We start from the raw sequence: 16031 nt of genomic DNA on the forward strand, positions 1-16031 counted from the left end.
CGCCCCGGCCGGCCGGTCACTTCCAGCGCCAGCACAGGGTGTAGGCGAAGTCCGGGAAGTCCCGGGAGCGCCAGGTGACCCAGCCGTGGTTCCCGCAGAACGCGCTGTTGTCGTAGGTGCTGGAGCGTCCGGTGACCACGGCGTTGGCCCCCGCGCAGCCGCCGACGTCGGTGAAGACCCGGTCGTCCGCGCCGCCCGACACCAGCAGGCACTGGTCGCGGGTGGCGTAGCCGGCGTCGTCGGGGTAGTTCATCGACAGGCAGAGCAGGACGTCGGAGGAGGGCTTGTCCCCGGGGGCCGAGTACGAGAGGTTGTAGCGCCGGAGGCCGGCGCAGACCGATTCGTCGCGGGTCCCGCGGTGGACGGCCAGGACCTTGAAGTTGCCGGTCTGGCAGGTCTGGACGCCCCAGGCGACGCCGGTGGCGTTGGCGCCGTAGACGCAGTCGCCGGTGCGCGCGTGGTAGGCGGTGCCGCCGGTGCTGCGGTAGCTCAGGCAGAGCACCCGCCCGTAGCGGACGGAGGACACGCTCACGTCGCTGTCGGTGACGCCGTCGCAGCTGTCCAGGTCGGTCGTGCCCTCGAAGAGCCGGACGAGCTGGAAGGTGCCCGGGGCGCAGACGGCCTCCCGGAGGTCGGCGCGGGTGTCCGTCCCGTAGTCGTGGAAGCAGTCGCCGACCGTGGCGGCGCCGACCGGGTCGGGTGACGCGGACGGCGTGGGGGTGCGCACCGGATCGGGGAAGCCGGACGGTTCGGCGGGGCCGGAGGCGGCCGGGGAGGAGACGGTGGCAGCCGCGGTCGGCGTCGGCGGGTCCGTGGCGGCCGGCCCGCCCCCGATGGTGCCGGTCAGCACCAGGGCGACGACGACGGCCGCGATCACCGCGACGATTCCGGCCCCGACCGCGGCGGGGGGCGTGCGCCGCACCGGAGGCGGCACGGGCGCCACCGGGAGCGGGAGCGGGAGCGGGAACGGTCCCGCGTTCCCGTACCCGGCCGGCCCGGCACCACCGGGGACGGCCGCGGCGGCGGGCACCGTCGAGGCGGTGCCGGCGGCGGCCAGCAGCTGCTCGGCCCAGACCGCCGGCGTCGGCCGCCGCGCCGGGTCGCCGCCGAGGCTCGCCCGGGCGAGGTCGCCGAGCACCGGCGAGACCGCCCCCAGGGCGGCGGGGTCGGTGGCGGTCTGGTCGCGTGCGAAGAGCCGCACGGCGAGCAGGGCCAGTTTGTGGACGTCACCGGCCGGTGTGGCCCGCTCCTCGCCGGCGGGCAGCTGCCAGTCGGGGGTCTCGGCCTGGGGGAGCGCCGAGCGGCCGCGCAGCCGCATCGCGTCGCAGTCGATCAGGAAGCACTCCGGCCGGCCGGCCGTGGTGAACAGCAGGTTCTTCGGCGACAGGTCGCCGACGGCCACGCCGAGGCGGTGCAGCCGGGAGAGGGTGGCGGCGAGGTCGGCCAGCAGGAGCAGCCGGTCCCGCTCGCTGACCTCCAGACCGACGCCGGCGACGTAGGCGTCGCCGTTGAGCAGGTACTCCAGACTGGCGAGCCGCCTGGCCGCGGCCGCGGGGCCGCCCAGGCCCCGGTACTCGAAGTGGAAGCGGTCGGGAGCCTCGCGCATCAGGAAGCCGAGGACCAGGCCCTGCCGGCGGACCACGGCGGCGGGCCAGGCGGTCCTCCCGCACAGCCACCTGCGTTCGGCGTCGCCCAGCTCGTCGAGCAGCCCGGCCATCGCGGCCAGCGCGTCGGCGTCGAGGTCCGGGAGCACGTGCGCGTCGTACTCCTTGTAGACGACGCCCCAGCTCTCGCCGGCCTCGTCGATCCGCCGGTTGGCCACCCGGTGGACGGTGCCCTGGCCGCCCTGGCCGAGGCGGTGCTCCAGGAGGAGTTCGCCGTGTTCGACGGCGCGGACGGGGCGGGCGGTCACGAGGTCCGCCCCGGGAGGTGCGGCCAGACGGCGAGCAGGGTGCGGTCGTCGTCGAACGTCTCCCGGGAGAAGTCCAGGACGTGGGCCAGCCACAGCGGTGCGGGCGGCCGGGCGAGGGTGTCGCCGAACAGGGCGCCGACCGGGCCGTCCCCGTCGCCCAGCGGGTCCCCGAAGCCGTCGGTCCCGACCAGCAGGGTGAGTTCCGGGGCGAGCCGGACGGTGGCGCGCTCGGTCGGGTCGGGCACGTCGGGCAGCGAGGTCACCTCGTTGTGGACCAGCAGCGCGTCGGAGCCCGTCTTCGAGGGGAACAGCGGGTGGTACCGGCCGTTCGGCCGCTCCAGGATCCAGGCCCCTGAGTCCCCGATCCGGCACAGTTCGGCGACCGGCCCGGCCGGGTCGGGGCGCACCACACCGGTGACCAGCGTGGTCGCGTACAGGCGCGCGACCTCGGCCGGGTCGGGCTCCTTGCCGTTCAGCCGCCAGCGGGCGACCTGCCACAGCCGCCGGGCGGCGTGCCGGGCGACGTCCTGGAAGTCCAGCGGCCCGGGCGGTCCGGAGAGCAGGTGGAGCGTGCGGGCCAGGGCGGCCCGGCAGGCCTCGATGGCGCCGAGTTCGGAGCTGGTCGCCGCCGAGACGCCGTCGGCGACGGCGAACGCGACGGTGCCGCTGGGCTCGTGCAGGGCGGCCCGCGCGGCGTCCTGGCGCGGCCGCCGGTAGTAGCGGTGCTTGGCGCCGCGCACCGAGGCGAAGCGGACCGTGAGGTCGGCGGTGGACCAGCCGTCGCACTCGGTGTCGGGGAAGTCGAAGGCGGGCTGACGGGGCGGCCGGGGCTCGAACTCGACGCCGGGCACGCCGACGGCGATCCGCCGCCAGGGCACGGCGGCGGCCGGCGGGGGCGGGGGAGTGCCGTCGGGACCTCCGGCGGCGCGCGGCGTCACAGCCCGACCTCGTCCATCGCGAGGGTGAACCGGTCCGGCCGGTTGACCACGAGGTGCGGGGCCGCGGAGTTCAGGGCGTGTCCCGAGGCGACCAGGCTGGCGGTCAGGGAGTGGAAGAACTCGGAGATCGCCAGGCCGAGGTCGGCCCCCGCGCGGGCGACGAAGGCGAACTCGGGCCGGGTCGCCACGTCGAGCATGGTCCGCGGCTCGGCGTCGCCGATCCCGCAGGCGATGATGTTCGGGGCGGTGGGCGTCCGGCCGCGGTCGGTCAGCAGGGCGTGGGAGCGGCGCCAGCCGTCGCCGTCGGTGGGCTGCCCGTCGCTCAGGAAGAACACCACCGGGCGGTGCACCTTGTAGCCCTGGCCGCGCAGCCACTGGACGTCGACCGGGATCCGCCGCAGCAGGTCGTCGAAGACCGCCCCGTAGTTGGTGAGCCCGCGGATCACCACCCGGGGCAGGGCGGTCTCCACCCGCATGTCGGCCACGGCGAGGCGGACCTGGACGTCCTCGGAGAAGCCGAGCACGGCCAGCCGCAGCTTGGCGGCGACCATCGGTTCGGCCCGGAGCCCCTCGCACAGCGAGACCAGGCCCTCGGAGAGTTCGGGCAGGTAGGGGCCCATCGAGCCCGATTCGTCGGCCAGTACGTACGCGGGCAGCAGGACTCCCCTGGTCTCGGCCACCGCATCCCCCTCTGCGTCGGTGTCGTGTGGTGTTCGGCCGGCGGCGGACGCCGCGTCAGGGCAGCAGTGCCCTGACCGCGGTGTCCAGGAGCCGGATCTCGCCGGCCACCGTGGCGGTGGCGGCGAGGCCCTGTCCGGCGCGGGCGAGGAACTCCAGCACCCGGTCCCAGCTGCGCGCCGGGGAGACCGTCTCGCGTCCGAGGTCCTCGGCGGCCCGGACGGTGCCGGGGTCGGTGCTGAGCCGCAGCCGTTCGACGAGCGCGAGCAGCCGGGCGACGAGCTCCGCCTGGTCCGCGCCCGCCTGCGACACGTGGACGGTGGCCGAGGAGTTCTCGCCCGCCGCCACGCCCGAGCCGGTGAAGTGGACGGTGGCGTCGCCGCTGACGTGGAACCCGCCGGAGATGTTGCGGTCCTCGCTCATCACCGCTCCCTGCGCTGTTCGGCCGGACCGCGTCCGACCATGGTCCGGATCCGGCTGCCCGCTCCGGCGGCCACCGGGGAGTTGACGAAGTCGATCCTGGAGTTGCCGGAGGCGAAGATGCCGCCGTTGTAGATGATGTTCTGGCGCTCCCTCAGCTCGGAGACGTCGACCCGGTGGTCCTGGAGGAAGTCGATGAGGGTGTCCAGGGTGCGCCGCTCGATGATCTTGGAGTACATCTGGCGGTCGATCTGCTGGTAGTAGCGCTGGAAGTGCGAGTCGCTCGCCAGCTGCCGGATGCTGGTCCGGGCGCCGTAGTTGAAGGCGCTCCGGGCGATCTGGCGGCGCTGGTCCTGCTCCTTGAAGAAGCCGTCGAGCAGCCTCCTCGGGGCGGTGACCAGGGCGAGCAGGGACCGCGCCAGCCGGCCGGGCGTCACGGCGAGCGAACCGGCCGTCAGTGCCGCCAGCTGCCGCCAGGTCGGCCGGTCGAGGAGGTGGTCGACCAGGTGGTAGCGGCGGTCGACCGGCGGGAGGAGCAGGGCGGTGCCCTCGACGAAGAGCACGTCCTTGGCGGGGCTGAGGGAGAACCGGACGGCGGTGGTGGACACCAGGTCGGCCGCCCAGCCCGAGACCGTGGCCACCAGGTAGGGCCGGGCCCGGCCGGATCCGTCCTCCCGCAGCCGTTCGACGGCGTGCGGGGGCAGCGAGACCACGGGGCGGCCCTCGGGGAGGGGGAGCAGGAGTGCGCGCAGGGCCGGGTCGAGGTCCTGCGCGAGGTCCGCGCCGTTGACGAAGACCCGCTCCGAGACGTGCACCCCGGGCAGCCCGAGGGAGGCGACCGCCCCGGACACCTGGTCGGCCAGCTCGCCCAGCCCGAACGGGAGCACGTCGTCGTGGTGGTCGGCCGGGCGGTCCACCGGAACGGCGAAGTTCCAGGAGTCGAAGAGGTTGCCGTAGCCGAGGAACGGCTCGTAGCCGGAGTGCACGGTGACGTTGCCCCGGTGGTCCTGGTCGGCGACGAGGCGCAGCCGTGCAGCGTCCCTGGCGCGGTTGACCGCGGGGGCCTGCGCGGGGTCGAAGGCGGTCCGGCTCAGCTTGGGCCGCAGCACCCCGTAGAAGACGGTGAGGCGCTCGACGAGGATGACCGCCCAGGCGAGCAGCAGCAGCGGGAGGAGGAGCACCGGCGCGCCGAGGGAGGCGAGCAGGGCGATGGAGATCAGCGCGAGCACGGCCTTGACCACGGTCTGGCGGGTGCGGGCGTCGAGGGCGTGGCGCAGGACGCAGACCAGGTCGACGCCGGGCGAGGAGGCGACGGCCCGGTGCGGTTCCTCCAGGACGGACTCGATGAGCTTCCCGGCGAGTTCGCCGTCCAGCTGGACGGCCGTGCAGAGGTAGCGGGTGGCGTCCGTGGCGAGGGGGGACCCCGGAGGGTGCGGCGTCCAGGAGGCCCGGCCCGGGATCGGGGCCCGGGCCGGTGCGGGCCCGGCGGGCCGGGGCGCGGGAGGTGCGAAGGTCGGGGCCGGCGGCGCGCTCGGCGCGGCCGGGACCACCGGGACGGTCGGGGACTTCGGGTGCGGCGGCCGGTCGGCTCCGGCCGCCGGGCGAGCGGCTCCGCAGCGGGTGCAGTGCGTGACGGCGGGGTTGCCCGTGCCGCAGGCGGCACAGGTCCAGACGGCGAAGGTGCTCACGGTCGGTGGCCTCTGTGCGACGGGCCGGCTTCCGCACGCCCGCCGCGCGGCCGGGAACGGGCCGTGCGTGTGCATGGTGAGTGCATGCCCTGGATGTCCCCGCAGGAACGGCCGCCCACCACCGGATCCGCAAGCTGCGGCCATACTGTGACCTGCCGTCGGACCCTGGGCCGATCGCCCGATCCGGTTGCGGGGAAACGCAACTGACGGGCCGTCACATTCGGGGCGGAGGTGGCCGGAGGGGCGCGCGGTGCGCACCGCGCGGGGCGCGGGGCGGGGGCGCGGGGCGACCGGAAAGAAGCGGGCGTGATTGCCCCGTCTCGCGCAGGGTGTCACTCTGCTCACCGTCGGCGAACACCGGGCCGCCGCCGGGGACGGACGCGCACGCGAGGGCGGGTGCGGACGGTGACCCGGCGCACGCCCGGCGGCCCGCCGCCACCACCGCCTGAGGAAGGACCGCACATGCCCGCCATCGGCAGTCAGCTCCTCGAAACCCCCGAGCGCCGGGCCCTGCGCGCCGCCGTCGCCGCGCTCGGCGCCCGCTACGGCTCCGCCTACCACCTCGCCAGGGCCCGGGCCGGCGAGCCCGTCGACGAGCTGTGGGCGGAGGCCGGCAAGGCCGGCTACCTCGGCGTCAACCTCCCCGCCGAGTACGGCGGGGGCGGCGGCGGGATCGCCGATCTCGCGATCGTGCTGGAGGAGCTCGGCACCGCCGGGTGCCCGCTGCTGCTGCTGATCGTCTCCCCGGCGGTCTGCGGCACGGTGATCGCCCGCTACGGCACGGAGGAGCAGAAGCGCCACTGGCTCCCCGGCCTCGCCGACGGCAGCCGCCGGATGGCCTTCGGGATCACCGAACCCGACGCCGGCTCCAACTCCCACCGGATCTCCACCGTCGCGCGGCGCGACGGCGGGGACTGGCTGCTCACCGGCCGCAAGGTGTTCGTCTCCGGCATCGACCACAGCGACGCGGTGCTGTTCGTCGCCCGCACCGAGGACGCCCGCACGGGCCGGCTGAAACCCGCCCTGTTCGTCGTCCCGCGCGACACGCCCGGCTTCGAGTACCGTCCGATCCCGATGGAACTCGTCGCCCCCGAACGGCAGTTCCAGGTGTTCCTGGACGGCGTACGGCTGCCCGCCGGGGCCCTGGTCGGCGACGCCGGGGCCGGACTGCTCCAGCTGTTCGCCGGCCTCAACCCCGAGCGGATCATGACCGCCGCGTTCTCCCTCGGGCTGGCCCGCCAGGCGCTCGGCAAGGCCGTCGGGTACGCCCGCACCCGGACCGTCTGGTCCACCCCGATCGGTGCCCACCAGGGCCTCGCGCACCCGCTCGCGCAGTGCGCGGTGGAGATCGAGCTGGCCCGGCTGATGACCCAGAAGGCCGCGCTGCTCCACGACGCCGGCGAGGACGCGGCCGCCGGCGAGGCCGCCAACATGGCGAAGTACGCGGCCGGCGAGGCCGCCGCCCGCACCGTCGACCAGGCCGTGCAGACCCTCGGCGGCAACGGCCTCACCCAGGAGTACGGGATCGGCGCGCTGCTCGCCGCGACCCGGGTCGGGCGGGTCGCCCCGGTCAGCCGTGAGATGGTCCTCAACTACGTCGCCCAGCACACCCTCGGCCTGCCGAGGTCGTACTGAGCGGCCCGGACCGGCGGCCCCGGCCGCGCCGCCCCGGCCATTCGAACGGATCGTCGCATCATCGTTCTGACATCTGACCGATTGCTCCCGGAGCGTGGCGGCCCGGCCCCTCCCGACCGGCCCCGACCTCGGATTTCGCCATACTGCGCCACCCCTGCGCCCCGCGCGCTCCGCCAAACGTCCGTCACTGGGGCGCACCAACCGCCCACTGTCCGTATGCTCCTGTCCGCACGCCGCACGGCCGGTCGCCAAGGACCTCCCGCCCGGCCGCCCCGCCCCGCGCCAACTACCGCACAGGAGGCACGCCTTGGTCTTCCACAGCGAGTTCCCGGACGTCGGCATCGTCGACCTCGCCCTGCACGACGCCGTTCTCGGCGAGGCCGAGCGCCACGGCGACCGGCCCGCCCTGATCGACGGAATCACCGGCGAGACCGTCACCTATGCGCAACTCGCCCACGCCGTCCGGCGGGTCGCCGCCGGCCTCGCCGCGGCGGGGGTCCGCCAGGGCGACGTGGTGGCCCTGTTCAGCCCCAACAGCATCCGCTACCCGATGGCGTTCTTCGGCGCCACCCGGGCCGGCGCCACCGTCACCCCCGTCTCCTCGCTCACCACCCACGCCGACCTCGCCGGTCAGCTCGCCGACAGCGGGGCCCGCTGGCTGATCACCGTCTCGCCCTTCCTGCCCACCGCCCGCGCCGCCGGCGACCGGCTCGCCGCCGAGGGCCGCCCGCTCGCCGGGATCGTCGTCCTGGACGGCGCCGAGGGCCACCTCTCCCTCGCCGACCTGCTCGCCGCCACCGGCCCCGAGCCCCGGGTCGACCTCGATCCCGCCGAGGACATCGCCGTCCTGCCCTACTCCAGCGGCACCACCGGCCTGCCCAAGGGCGTCATGCTCACCCACCGCTCGATCGCCACCAACCTCGCCCAGACCGACGCCGTCTTCCGCCCCAAGCCCGGCGAGCGGGTGCTCGCCGTCCTCCCCTTCTTCCACATCTACGGTCTCGCCGCGCTGCTCCACCAGCCGCTGCGCTGCGGCGCCACCGTCGTCGTGCTGCCCCGCTTCGACCTCGAACAGTTCTGCCGCACCGTCCAGGACCAGCGCGTCCAGTCCGTGCTCGCGGCCCCGCCGATCGTCCTCGCCCTCGCCAAGCACCCCGTCGTCGACCGCTACGACCTCACCTCGGTCGAGTACCTGCTCTGCGCGGCCGCCCCGCTGGACGGCGAGCTCGCCGAGACCTGCGCCCGGCGGCTCGGCCTGCCGCGCATCCTCCAGGGCTACGGCATGACCGAGCTGTCCCCGGTCAGCCACGTGATGGACCCGGCCGACCCGGACCCCGTCCCCGGATCGGTCGGCCGGATGGTGCCCTCCACCGAGCTGCGGGTCACCGCGCTCGACGGCGACGGCGACGGCGGCGCCGACCTCGGCCCCGGCGAGCGCGGCGAGCTGCTGATCCGCGGCCCGCAGGTGATGAAGGGCTACTTCGGCCGCCCCTCCGACACCGCCGCCACCGTCGACGCCGAGGGCTGGCTGCACACCGGTGACATCGGCTTCGTCGACGAGCGCGGCTACCTGCACATCGTCGACCGGGTGAAGGAGCTGATCAAGTACAAGGGCTACCAGGTCGCCCCCGCCGAACTGGAGGCGCTGCTGCTCAGCCACCCGCAGATCGCCGACGCCGCCGTCATCGGCGTGTGCGACGCCGAGGGCACCGAGTGCCCCAAGGCCTTCGTGGTCCGCGCCCCCGGCAGCGCCCTCACCGAACAGGAGGTGGCCACCTTCGTGGCCGGTCAGGTGGCCCCCTACAAGAAGGTGCGGGCCGTGGAGTTCCTCGACGCCGTCCCCAAGTCCCCGGCCGGCAAGATCCTGCGCCGCGAGCTGCGCGACCGCGAGGCCGCCGCCGCCGGCTGAGCGGGGCCCACCGGGCCGCCGTCGCGTTCCCCGGCGCGGGCGGGACCCGCCCCGGCGTCCGGGAGACCGCGCAGGACGCCCCCGACCCCGCCCGCGTCCCCGGCCCCGCCGACCTGCTCCCCGACGACGGGGCCCGACGATCCGGGGTGATCCGGCAGTGGACGAGCCTTCTGGAGAGTACGCTGCGGCCGGTAGGCCCATGACGCCCGTACACCTGGACGACCGGTGCCCCTCACCAAGGGGTCGCCCGGCGGCCGATGTCCGTGCAGTCTGGAGAAGAACCCCGACCGCACGGACCGCGAGGACCGGCCGGCCGGGCACGAGCCGAACCGGGGTGCAGCCTGATCATGCGGAGAGACGAGTGGGACGCCACCAACGCCACCGGCCCGGGCGCGGGCACCACCGCCGCACGACCGGACGGCCAACGCCTCGTCCCGCTCGCCACCGCCCTCCTCCAGGACGACGGCCTGATCCTGCACTGGAGTGAGGACGCCGAGTCCCTGCTCGGCTGGACCGCCGAGGAGGCCGTCGGCACCCACGCCGCCCGGCTGCTCACCGAGGACGGCGACGGCCCCGCGGCGACCGAACTCCTCGAACGCCTCACCAGCGGCAAGAGCTGGTCCGGCGTCCTCCCGGTCCGTCACCGCGACGGCCGCACCGTCGAGCTGGAGTTCCGCACCTACCCGGTCGCAGGCCCCGGCGGCACCCTGCTGCTGCTCGCCACCGCCTCCGACACCGCCGCCCTGCACCGGATCGAGGCCGACCTCGCCGTCCTCGACGGGATCTTCGGTCAGTCCCCGATCGGCATGGCCGTCTACGACACCGAACTGCGCTACGTCCGGCTCAACGAGTCACTGGCCCGGATGAACGGCCTGCCCGTCGCCGACCACCTCGGCCGCCGGATCAGCAGCATCCTGCCCGGCATCAACAGCACCGAGATCGAACAGCTGATGAAGCAGGTGCTGGCCACCGGCCGGCCCGTGGTCGACGCCCGCTCGCACGGCCGGGTCCCCGGCGACCCGCGCCGCGACCGGGCCTGGTCCGCCTCCTACTTCCGGCTGGAGGACTCCACCGGCCGGGTCTTCGGCGTCTGCTCCTCGATCATCGACGTCACCGAACGCTTTCGGGCCGAGGCCCGCGCCGCCCGCGCCCAGGAACGCCTCGCCACCATCGCCGAGGCCACCGCCCGGATCGGCACCACCCTCGACCTCCAGCGCACCGCCGAGGAGCTCATCGAGGCCGTCATCCCGCGGTTCGCCGACTTCGCCACCGTCGACCTGCTGGAAACCGTGCTGCGCGGCGCCGAACCCACCCCCATCCCCGACGACCGCGGCGCGATGCTGCGTGCCCTCGCCGTCGGCGAGGCCTACGAGACCGGGCTGGCCGGCGCCGTCGACACCGTCGGCGAGGTCGCCGAGTACGCCCCCGGCCGCAGCTACACCGAGTGCCTGCGCAGCGGGCGCCCGCTGCTGCGCGCCCACGTCGACGAGGAGGTGCTGCGCGGCCTGGTCGCCAGCCCGGACCGGGTCGCCCCCGGCCTCGCCGCCGGCATCCACTCGTACCTGATGCTGCCGGTCATCGCCCGGGGCATGGTTCTCGGCGGCGCCGAGTTCATCCGCATGCGCAACCCCGAGCCGTTCACCGCCGCCGACGTCGCGCTCGCCGAGGAACTCGTCGCCCGCACCGCCCTCGCCATCGACAACGCCCGGCTCTACCGGCGCGAGCGGGAGACCGCGCTGACCCTGCAGCGCAGCCTGCTGCCGCAGGAGATCCACCGCACCCTCGGCCTGGAGATCGCCTACCGCTACCTGCCGAGCAGCGTCACCAGCGAGGTCGGCGGCGACTGGTTCGACGTCGTGCCGCTCTCCTGCGGCCGGGTCGCCCTGGTCGTCGGCGACGTCATGGGCCACGGCATCCGGGCCGCCGCCACCATGGGCCAGCTGCGCACCGTCGCCCGCACCCTGGCCACCCTCGACATGCCGCCCGAGCAGGTGCTCACCCGGCTCGACGAGACCGCCACCGGCATCGGCGAGGGCCAGTTCGCCACCTGTATCTGCGCGGTGTACGACCCGCTGGAGCGCACCCTCCAGGTCGCCGCCGCCGGTCACCTGCCGCCGGTCTGGGTCGCCCCGGACGGCACCGCCCGCCGGATCGAGATCCCGCCCGGCGTACCGCTCGGCGTCGGCGGGGTGGCCTTCGAGTCGGTCGAGATCCCGCTCCCCGAGGGCGCCCTGGTCGCCCTCTACACCGACGGCCTGGTCGAACGGCGCGGCCAGGACCTCGACGACGGCATCGACCTGCTCGCCCGGACCCTGGGCGGCCCCGGCCGCACCCTGGAGGCCAGCTGCGACGCCGTCCTCGGCGCGCTGGTCAGCGGCGGCAGCGACGACGACATCGCGATGATCATGGCCCGGGTGCTGCCGCTGCCCGCCGACCGGGTTGCCACCCTCCCGCTCTCCGGCGGCGGCCGGCTGCCCGGCAAGGCCCGCCGCTTCACCCGCAGCACGCTCGCCGCCTGGGGCCTGTCCGCGCTCGCCGACTACGCCGAGCTGCTGGTCAGCGAGCTCGTCACCAACGCCCTGCTGCACGCCGACGCCCCGCGGCGGCTGCGGCTCTTCCGCGACCGGGTGCTCACCGTCGAGGTCTCCGACGCGGGCGGTCAGACGCCCCAGCTGCGCCCCTTCGCGGAGCAGGACGAGGGCGGCCGGGGCATGTTCCTGGTCAGCGAGCTGGCCCAGCGCTGGGGCAGCCGGCTGACCCGGGACGGCAAGGTGGTCTGGGCCGAGCTGGAACTGCCCTTCGGGAGCGGCTGACCCGCCGCCGCGCCGCCCGGCGCCGCCGGGAACGGCGGTGCCCCGCACCCCGGAGGGGGCACGGGGCACCGCGGACCTCAGACGTTCACCTTCTCCGGCGCCGGTTCCGGCGCCGCGCGGCGCCCGTCCTCCGGTGCGTCCTGCGGCACGGTTTCCGGGGCGGGCCCGGCCGTCCCGCGCAGCATCCGCCAGGCCAGCACCGCCGCGCCCAGCAGCAGCGCGCCCGCCAGCATCCCGGCGGCGTTCACGCCGTGCACGAAGGCCTCCCGGGCGCTGGCCAGCAGCGGGCCCGCCAGGGTCTCCGGCAGGGCGTGCGCCGCCTCGACCGCGCCGCCCAGTGACTCGCCCGCCTGCGCGGCCGCCGCCGGGTCCGCCCCGGCGGGGACGACCAGCCGGTCCGCGTACAGCGCGCCGACCACCGAGCCGACCAGCGCGATGCCGAGCGCGGTGCCCAGCTCGTACGCCGTCTCGGAGACCGCCGACGCGGCGCCGGCCTTGTCGGCGGGAGCCGCGCTCAGCACGAGGTCGGCGCCGAGCGTGTAGACCACGCCCTCCGCGGTGCCGACCAGCAGGAAGGCGGCGGCCAGCAGCAGGTAGGTGCTGTCCTGCTGGATCCAGCCGAGCAGGCCGATGCCCACGCCCATGGTCAGCAGTCCGGCGGTGAGCACCGCCCGGGCCCCGGCCCGGCGCACCAGCCGGGCGGTCAGCAGACCGCCGGCCATCGCGCCGGCGAAGGCGGGCAGCTCGGCCAGCCCCGCCTTCAGCGGCGGGTAGCCGCGGACCAGCTGCAGGTACTGCGAGATCACGAAGACGATGCCGGAGAGCCCGATCAGCGCGATCAGCGAGGCGAGCACGGCGGCGGTGAAGCGCCGGTTGCGGAAGAGCCGGACGTCCAGCAGCGGCGTCTCCAGCCGCAGCTGGCGCCGGACGAAGAGGAACAGCGCCGTCGCGCCCAGCACCGCGGTGGCCGGGACGTCCCAGCGGACGACGCCGTGGGCGGCGGCCTCCTTGATCGCGTAGACCACCCCGATCACCCCGGCGAGCGAGAGCAGCACGCTCAGCACGTCCCAGCGGCCCGGGTTCGGGTCCCTGGACTCGGGCAGCAGCCAGCCGCCGAGGACGAGCAGCAGCACCAGCACCGGGATGTTCAGCAGGAACACCGAGCCCCACCAGAAGTGCTCCAGCAGCACGCCGCCGACCACCGGGCCGAGCGCGGCGCCGGCCGTCGCGGCGGCGCCCCAGATGCCGATCGCGGTGGCCCGCTCCCGGTCGTCCGGGAACAGGGTGCGGATCAGCGAGAGGGTGGACGGCATGATGGTCGCCCCGGCCACGCCGAGCAGCGCCCGGGCCAGGATCAGCCAGCCCGCACTGGGTGCGTAGGCGGCGAGCAGCGAGGCGGCGCCGAACGCGGTGGCGCCGATCAGCAGCAGCTTCTTGCGGCCGATCCGGTCGCTCAGCGAGCCCATCGAGACCAGCAGGCCGGCCAGGACGAAGGAGTAGGCGTCGCCGATCCACAGCAGCTGGGTGCCGCTGGGGCGCAGGGTCTCGCTGATCGAGGGGATGGCCAGGGAGAGGACGGTCGCGTCGACGGCGACCAGGGTGACGGCCAGGACGAGGACGGCGAGGCCGGTCCAGCGGCGGCGGGGCTGGAGGTGGACGGTACTGCTCATGGGTATCGGTGTCCGGTTTCCGGTCCGAGGTGCGGTGGATGTGGGTGGATCAGTGCGGCTGGGCCTGGACCCGGGCCTGCGGTCCTGACGTGGTCTGCGGCTGCGAGGGCGGACCCGGCGGCGACGGCGCCTGCGGGGCGGTGCGCAGGGCGCCGCCGAGGAACAGCTCGGCGAGCGAGAAGACGGCGTCGCGCGGGGCCAGCCGGCCGTCCTGGACGGCCCAGCCGATCCCGGCGACCAGGTCGAAGAACGCCTCGCTCAGCCAGGCCGCGGAGAGCTCGATGCGGAAGACGCCCTGCTGCTGCCCGCGCAGGAAGAGCGCGTGCAGCCGGGCGATCTGGGCCTCCCAGAGCGCGTTGACCGCCTCGTCGTCGTAGAGCTGGCTCTCGCCGGTCAGGTAGGCGCAGAGCATCGCGTCCGGCACGATCGCGTCGACCAGCCGGCGGAGCGCGGCGTGCGCGTCGCCCTCCTCGACGGCGGCGGTGTCGAGCGCGGCGGCCAGCCGCTGGAGCCCGAGCATGCCGACCTCGCTGATCAGCGCGTCCCGGCCGGGGAAGAGCCGGTGCAGGGTGGCGCGGCTGATGCCCGCGGCGCGGGCGATCTCGTCGAGGTGGGCGGTCGGGCGGCGGGAGAGCACGCCGACGGCGGCTTCGAGCACGGAGTCACGGTCGGTGGCCATGGAGCGAGTGTACGCCGGATGAGACGTGGATGTCTCAGAATTGATTCCGCCGTCTCGTCCGAGGCTTCCCCGTTCGCCCCGGCCGTCCCTCCCGGCCCCTCCGTGCTCCGCCGGGTCCGTCCCCGGGCAGCAGAAAACCGGGGACGGCGGTGCCGTCCCCGGTTTCTCCGTGCCGGTCAGCTCTGGTTGTAGAAGCCGGTCTCGTCCAGCGGGCGGTCGATCACCATCACCTCGACGTCCGCCGGCGTGAGCAGGAAGACCCGGCGGGCGATCCGCTCGATGCCGCCGCGGGTGCCGAAGATCAGACCGGAGGCGAAGTCCACCATCCGCTTGGCCTCGGACTCGTCCATCTCGGTGAGGTCCATGACCACCGGGGTGCTCGCCCGGATGTGCTCGCCGACGGTGCGGGCCGCCTCGAACCCGGTCGGCCGCAGGGACACGATCTTCGTCGGGGCGGGGGAGGACGGTACCGTCTCCTGCTCGACCCACTCGTCCTCGTACACCGCGGCCGGGTAGCTCCCGGAGGGCATCAGCCACCCGTTGTGGTGCTCGTCGCGAAGTGCTCCCATGCCGCGCCTCCCTGCCTCTGTTCCGTACAGGTCCCCCGGTGCGCGTGTCCTTTTGACACGTCATCCACTCGTCGGAACTGTCCGAGTATCGCACTGATCACCGGTCTCGTGCCCGCTCGCGCGGTCCGTACGAGTCGCGCCGCGCCGGTGACCCGGGCGCACCCGGGCAACAGTTGCGACGCGACGGAACGGCGTACGGTTGCGCGCGTAGACCATATCGGTCGCGGTCACCGTCCAATTGACCTTCTGTCAACAATGCGGGAACGATTTCATGCGGCACCGACAACGCCCCCCGCCCGGCCGAGCGGATCGGTGTGTCCCGCGCGCCCGGCGTGCCGGTTCGGGCGCCCGGCGCTCAGCCGGTGTCCGCGCGCCGGCGCCGGACGGCCGCCCGCACCACCGTGACCAGGCTCACCAGACTGAGCGCCGCGATCACCCCGGCCGAGAGCAGGAAGCCCGCCGACCCCGGCTCCCGGGCGGTGGCCGCGGCCGTGACGTAGACCGCCGTCAGCGGCGCCGCGCCCAGCGTGGTCGCGGTGACGAAGGGCAGGAACCGCACCCCGGAGAAGGCCGCGCCGAAGTTCCCCGCCTGGAACGGCAGGCCGGGCAGCAGCCGCAGCAGGAACACGCTGCGGAACCCCTGCTCGGTGAACCGCCGGTCGAGCGCGAGCAGCAGCCGCCCCCGCAGGTGCGGGCGCAGCGCGTCGCGGCCGAGCCGGCGGGCCAGTTCGAACGCGAGCGCGGCGCCGAGCGTGGTGCCGACGACGGCCAGCACGGTGCCCTCCCGCACGCCGAGCAGCAGCCCGGCCGCCGCGTTGAGGGCCGGGCGGGGGAAGAAGGCCGCGGTGCCGATCGCGTAGACGGTGACGAACAGCGCCGAGCGCCAGTACCAGGGCGTCCCGCCGGAGAGCCGGCCGTCGAGCAGGGCGGTCGGGCTCCACAGCAGCAGCGAGGCCGCCGCCGCACCGAGGACCACCAGCAGCAGCACCAGCCGCAGCCGTGCCGCTCGCGGCACGGCCGCGCCCCCGGGGTGCTCCGGCGCGGGTCCGGAGCCGGCGGCGGGTTCCGGCGCGGCCACGTCGGACGGCGGCGGGGGTGTCACGGCTGCGGGCACCCGCCG

12 protein-coding genes are annotated in these 16031 nt (G+C 75.1%); 3 read left to right on the top strand and 9 right to left on the bottom strand.

Features of this window, described 5'->3' with window-relative positions:
- Positions 1-16: 16 nt before the first annotated feature.
- Genes ACFCX4_RS07155 through ACFCX4_RS07175 form a run of 5 tightly spaced genes read right to left on the bottom strand, consistent with a single transcriptional unit; the run spans position 17 to position 5636 of the window.
- Positions 17-1912, bottom strand: a complete 1896-nt coding sequence (locus ACFCX4_RS07155) for a hypothetical protein (RefSeq protein WP_376139603.1) — start codon at positions 1910-1912, stop codon at positions 17-19.
- A complete protein-coding gene (locus ACFCX4_RS07160) occupies positions 1909-2850 on the bottom strand; it encodes a protein phosphatase 2C domain-containing protein (protein ID WP_376139605.1) in 942 nt (313 codons plus the stop codon). The genes ACFCX4_RS07155 and ACFCX4_RS07160 overlap by 4 nt, the downstream gene beginning before the upstream one ends.
- Complete coding sequence (locus tag ACFCX4_RS07165; protein WP_376139607.1) at positions 2847-3530, bottom strand: hypothetical protein; 684 nt, start codon at positions 3528-3530, stop codon at positions 2847-2849. Before ACFCX4_RS07165 ends, ACFCX4_RS07160 begins: the two co-directional genes overlap by 4 nt.
- Before the next feature lie 55 nt (positions 3531-3585).
- Complete coding sequence (locus ACFCX4_RS07170) at positions 3586-3951, bottom strand: hypothetical protein (RefSeq protein ID WP_376139609.1); 366 nt, start codon at positions 3949-3951, stop codon at positions 3586-3588.
- On the bottom strand, positions 3951-5636 hold the full coding sequence (locus ACFCX4_RS07175) for a zinc finger Ran-binding domain-containing protein (protein WP_376139611.1): 1686 nt from the start codon (positions 5634-5636) through the stop codon (positions 3951-3953). The genes ACFCX4_RS07170 and ACFCX4_RS07175 overlap by 1 nt, the downstream gene beginning before the upstream one ends.
- Positions 5637-6098: 462 nt before the next feature.
- Between ACFCX4_RS07175 and ACFCX4_RS07180 the strand changes: the two genes are divergently transcribed.
- The 3 genes from ACFCX4_RS07180 (at position 6099) to ACFCX4_RS07190 (ending at position 11993) form a co-directional block, all read left to right on the top strand.
- Complete coding sequence (locus tag ACFCX4_RS07180) at positions 6099-7271, top strand: acyl-CoA dehydrogenase family protein (RefSeq protein ID WP_376139613.1); 1173 nt, start codon at positions 6099-6101, stop codon at positions 7269-7271.
- Positions 7272-7578: 307 nt separating this feature from the next.
- Complete coding sequence (locus ACFCX4_RS07185) at positions 7579-9180, top strand: AMP-binding protein (RefSeq protein ID WP_376139615.1); 1602 nt, start codon at positions 7579-7581, stop codon at positions 9178-9180.
- A 347-nt stretch (positions 9181-9527) separates the two neighbouring features.
- Complete coding sequence (locus ACFCX4_RS07190; protein ID WP_376139617.1) at positions 9528-11993, top strand: SpoIIE family protein phosphatase; 2466 nt, start codon at positions 9528-9530, stop codon at positions 11991-11993.
- 77 nt (positions 11994-12070) lie between these two features.
- Here ACFCX4_RS07190 and ACFCX4_RS07195 read toward each other — a convergent pair whose 3' ends face one another.
- From ACFCX4_RS07195 to ACFCX4_RS07210, 4 genes are all read right to left on the bottom strand, one after another.
- Positions 12071-13663 (bottom strand): MFS transporter, encoded by a 1593-nt coding sequence (locus tag ACFCX4_RS07195; RefSeq protein ID WP_376139619.1) that lies wholly within the window; start codon positions 13661-13663, stop codon positions 12071-12073.
- A gap of 49 nt (positions 13664-13712) precedes the next feature.
- Positions 13713-14342 (bottom strand): TetR/AcrR family transcriptional regulator, encoded by a 630-nt coding sequence (locus ACFCX4_RS07200; protein WP_376139620.1) that lies wholly within the window; start codon positions 14340-14342, stop codon positions 13713-13715.
- A gap of 176 nt (positions 14343-14518) precedes the next feature.
- Positions 14519-14911: a cell division protein SepF gene (locus ACFCX4_RS07205; RefSeq protein WP_376139622.1), complete on the bottom strand. Its 393-nt coding sequence runs from the start codon at positions 14909-14911 to the stop codon at positions 14519-14521.
- Positions 14912-15266: 355 nt separating this feature from the next.
- Positions 15267-16025 carry a TVP38/TMEM64 family protein gene (locus ACFCX4_RS07210; protein ID WP_376139623.1) on the bottom strand — a complete coding sequence of 253 codons (759 nt, stop codon included), beginning with the start codon at positions 16023-16025 and terminating at the stop codon, positions 15267-15269.
- Between the last annotated feature and the right edge of the window lie 6 nt (positions 16026-16031).

The sequence above is a fragment of the Kitasatospora sp. NPDC056327 genome (genome assembly GCF_042261735.1).
Taxonomy (GTDB): Bacteria; Actinomycetota; Actinomycetes; order Streptomycetales; family Streptomycetaceae; genus Kitasatospora.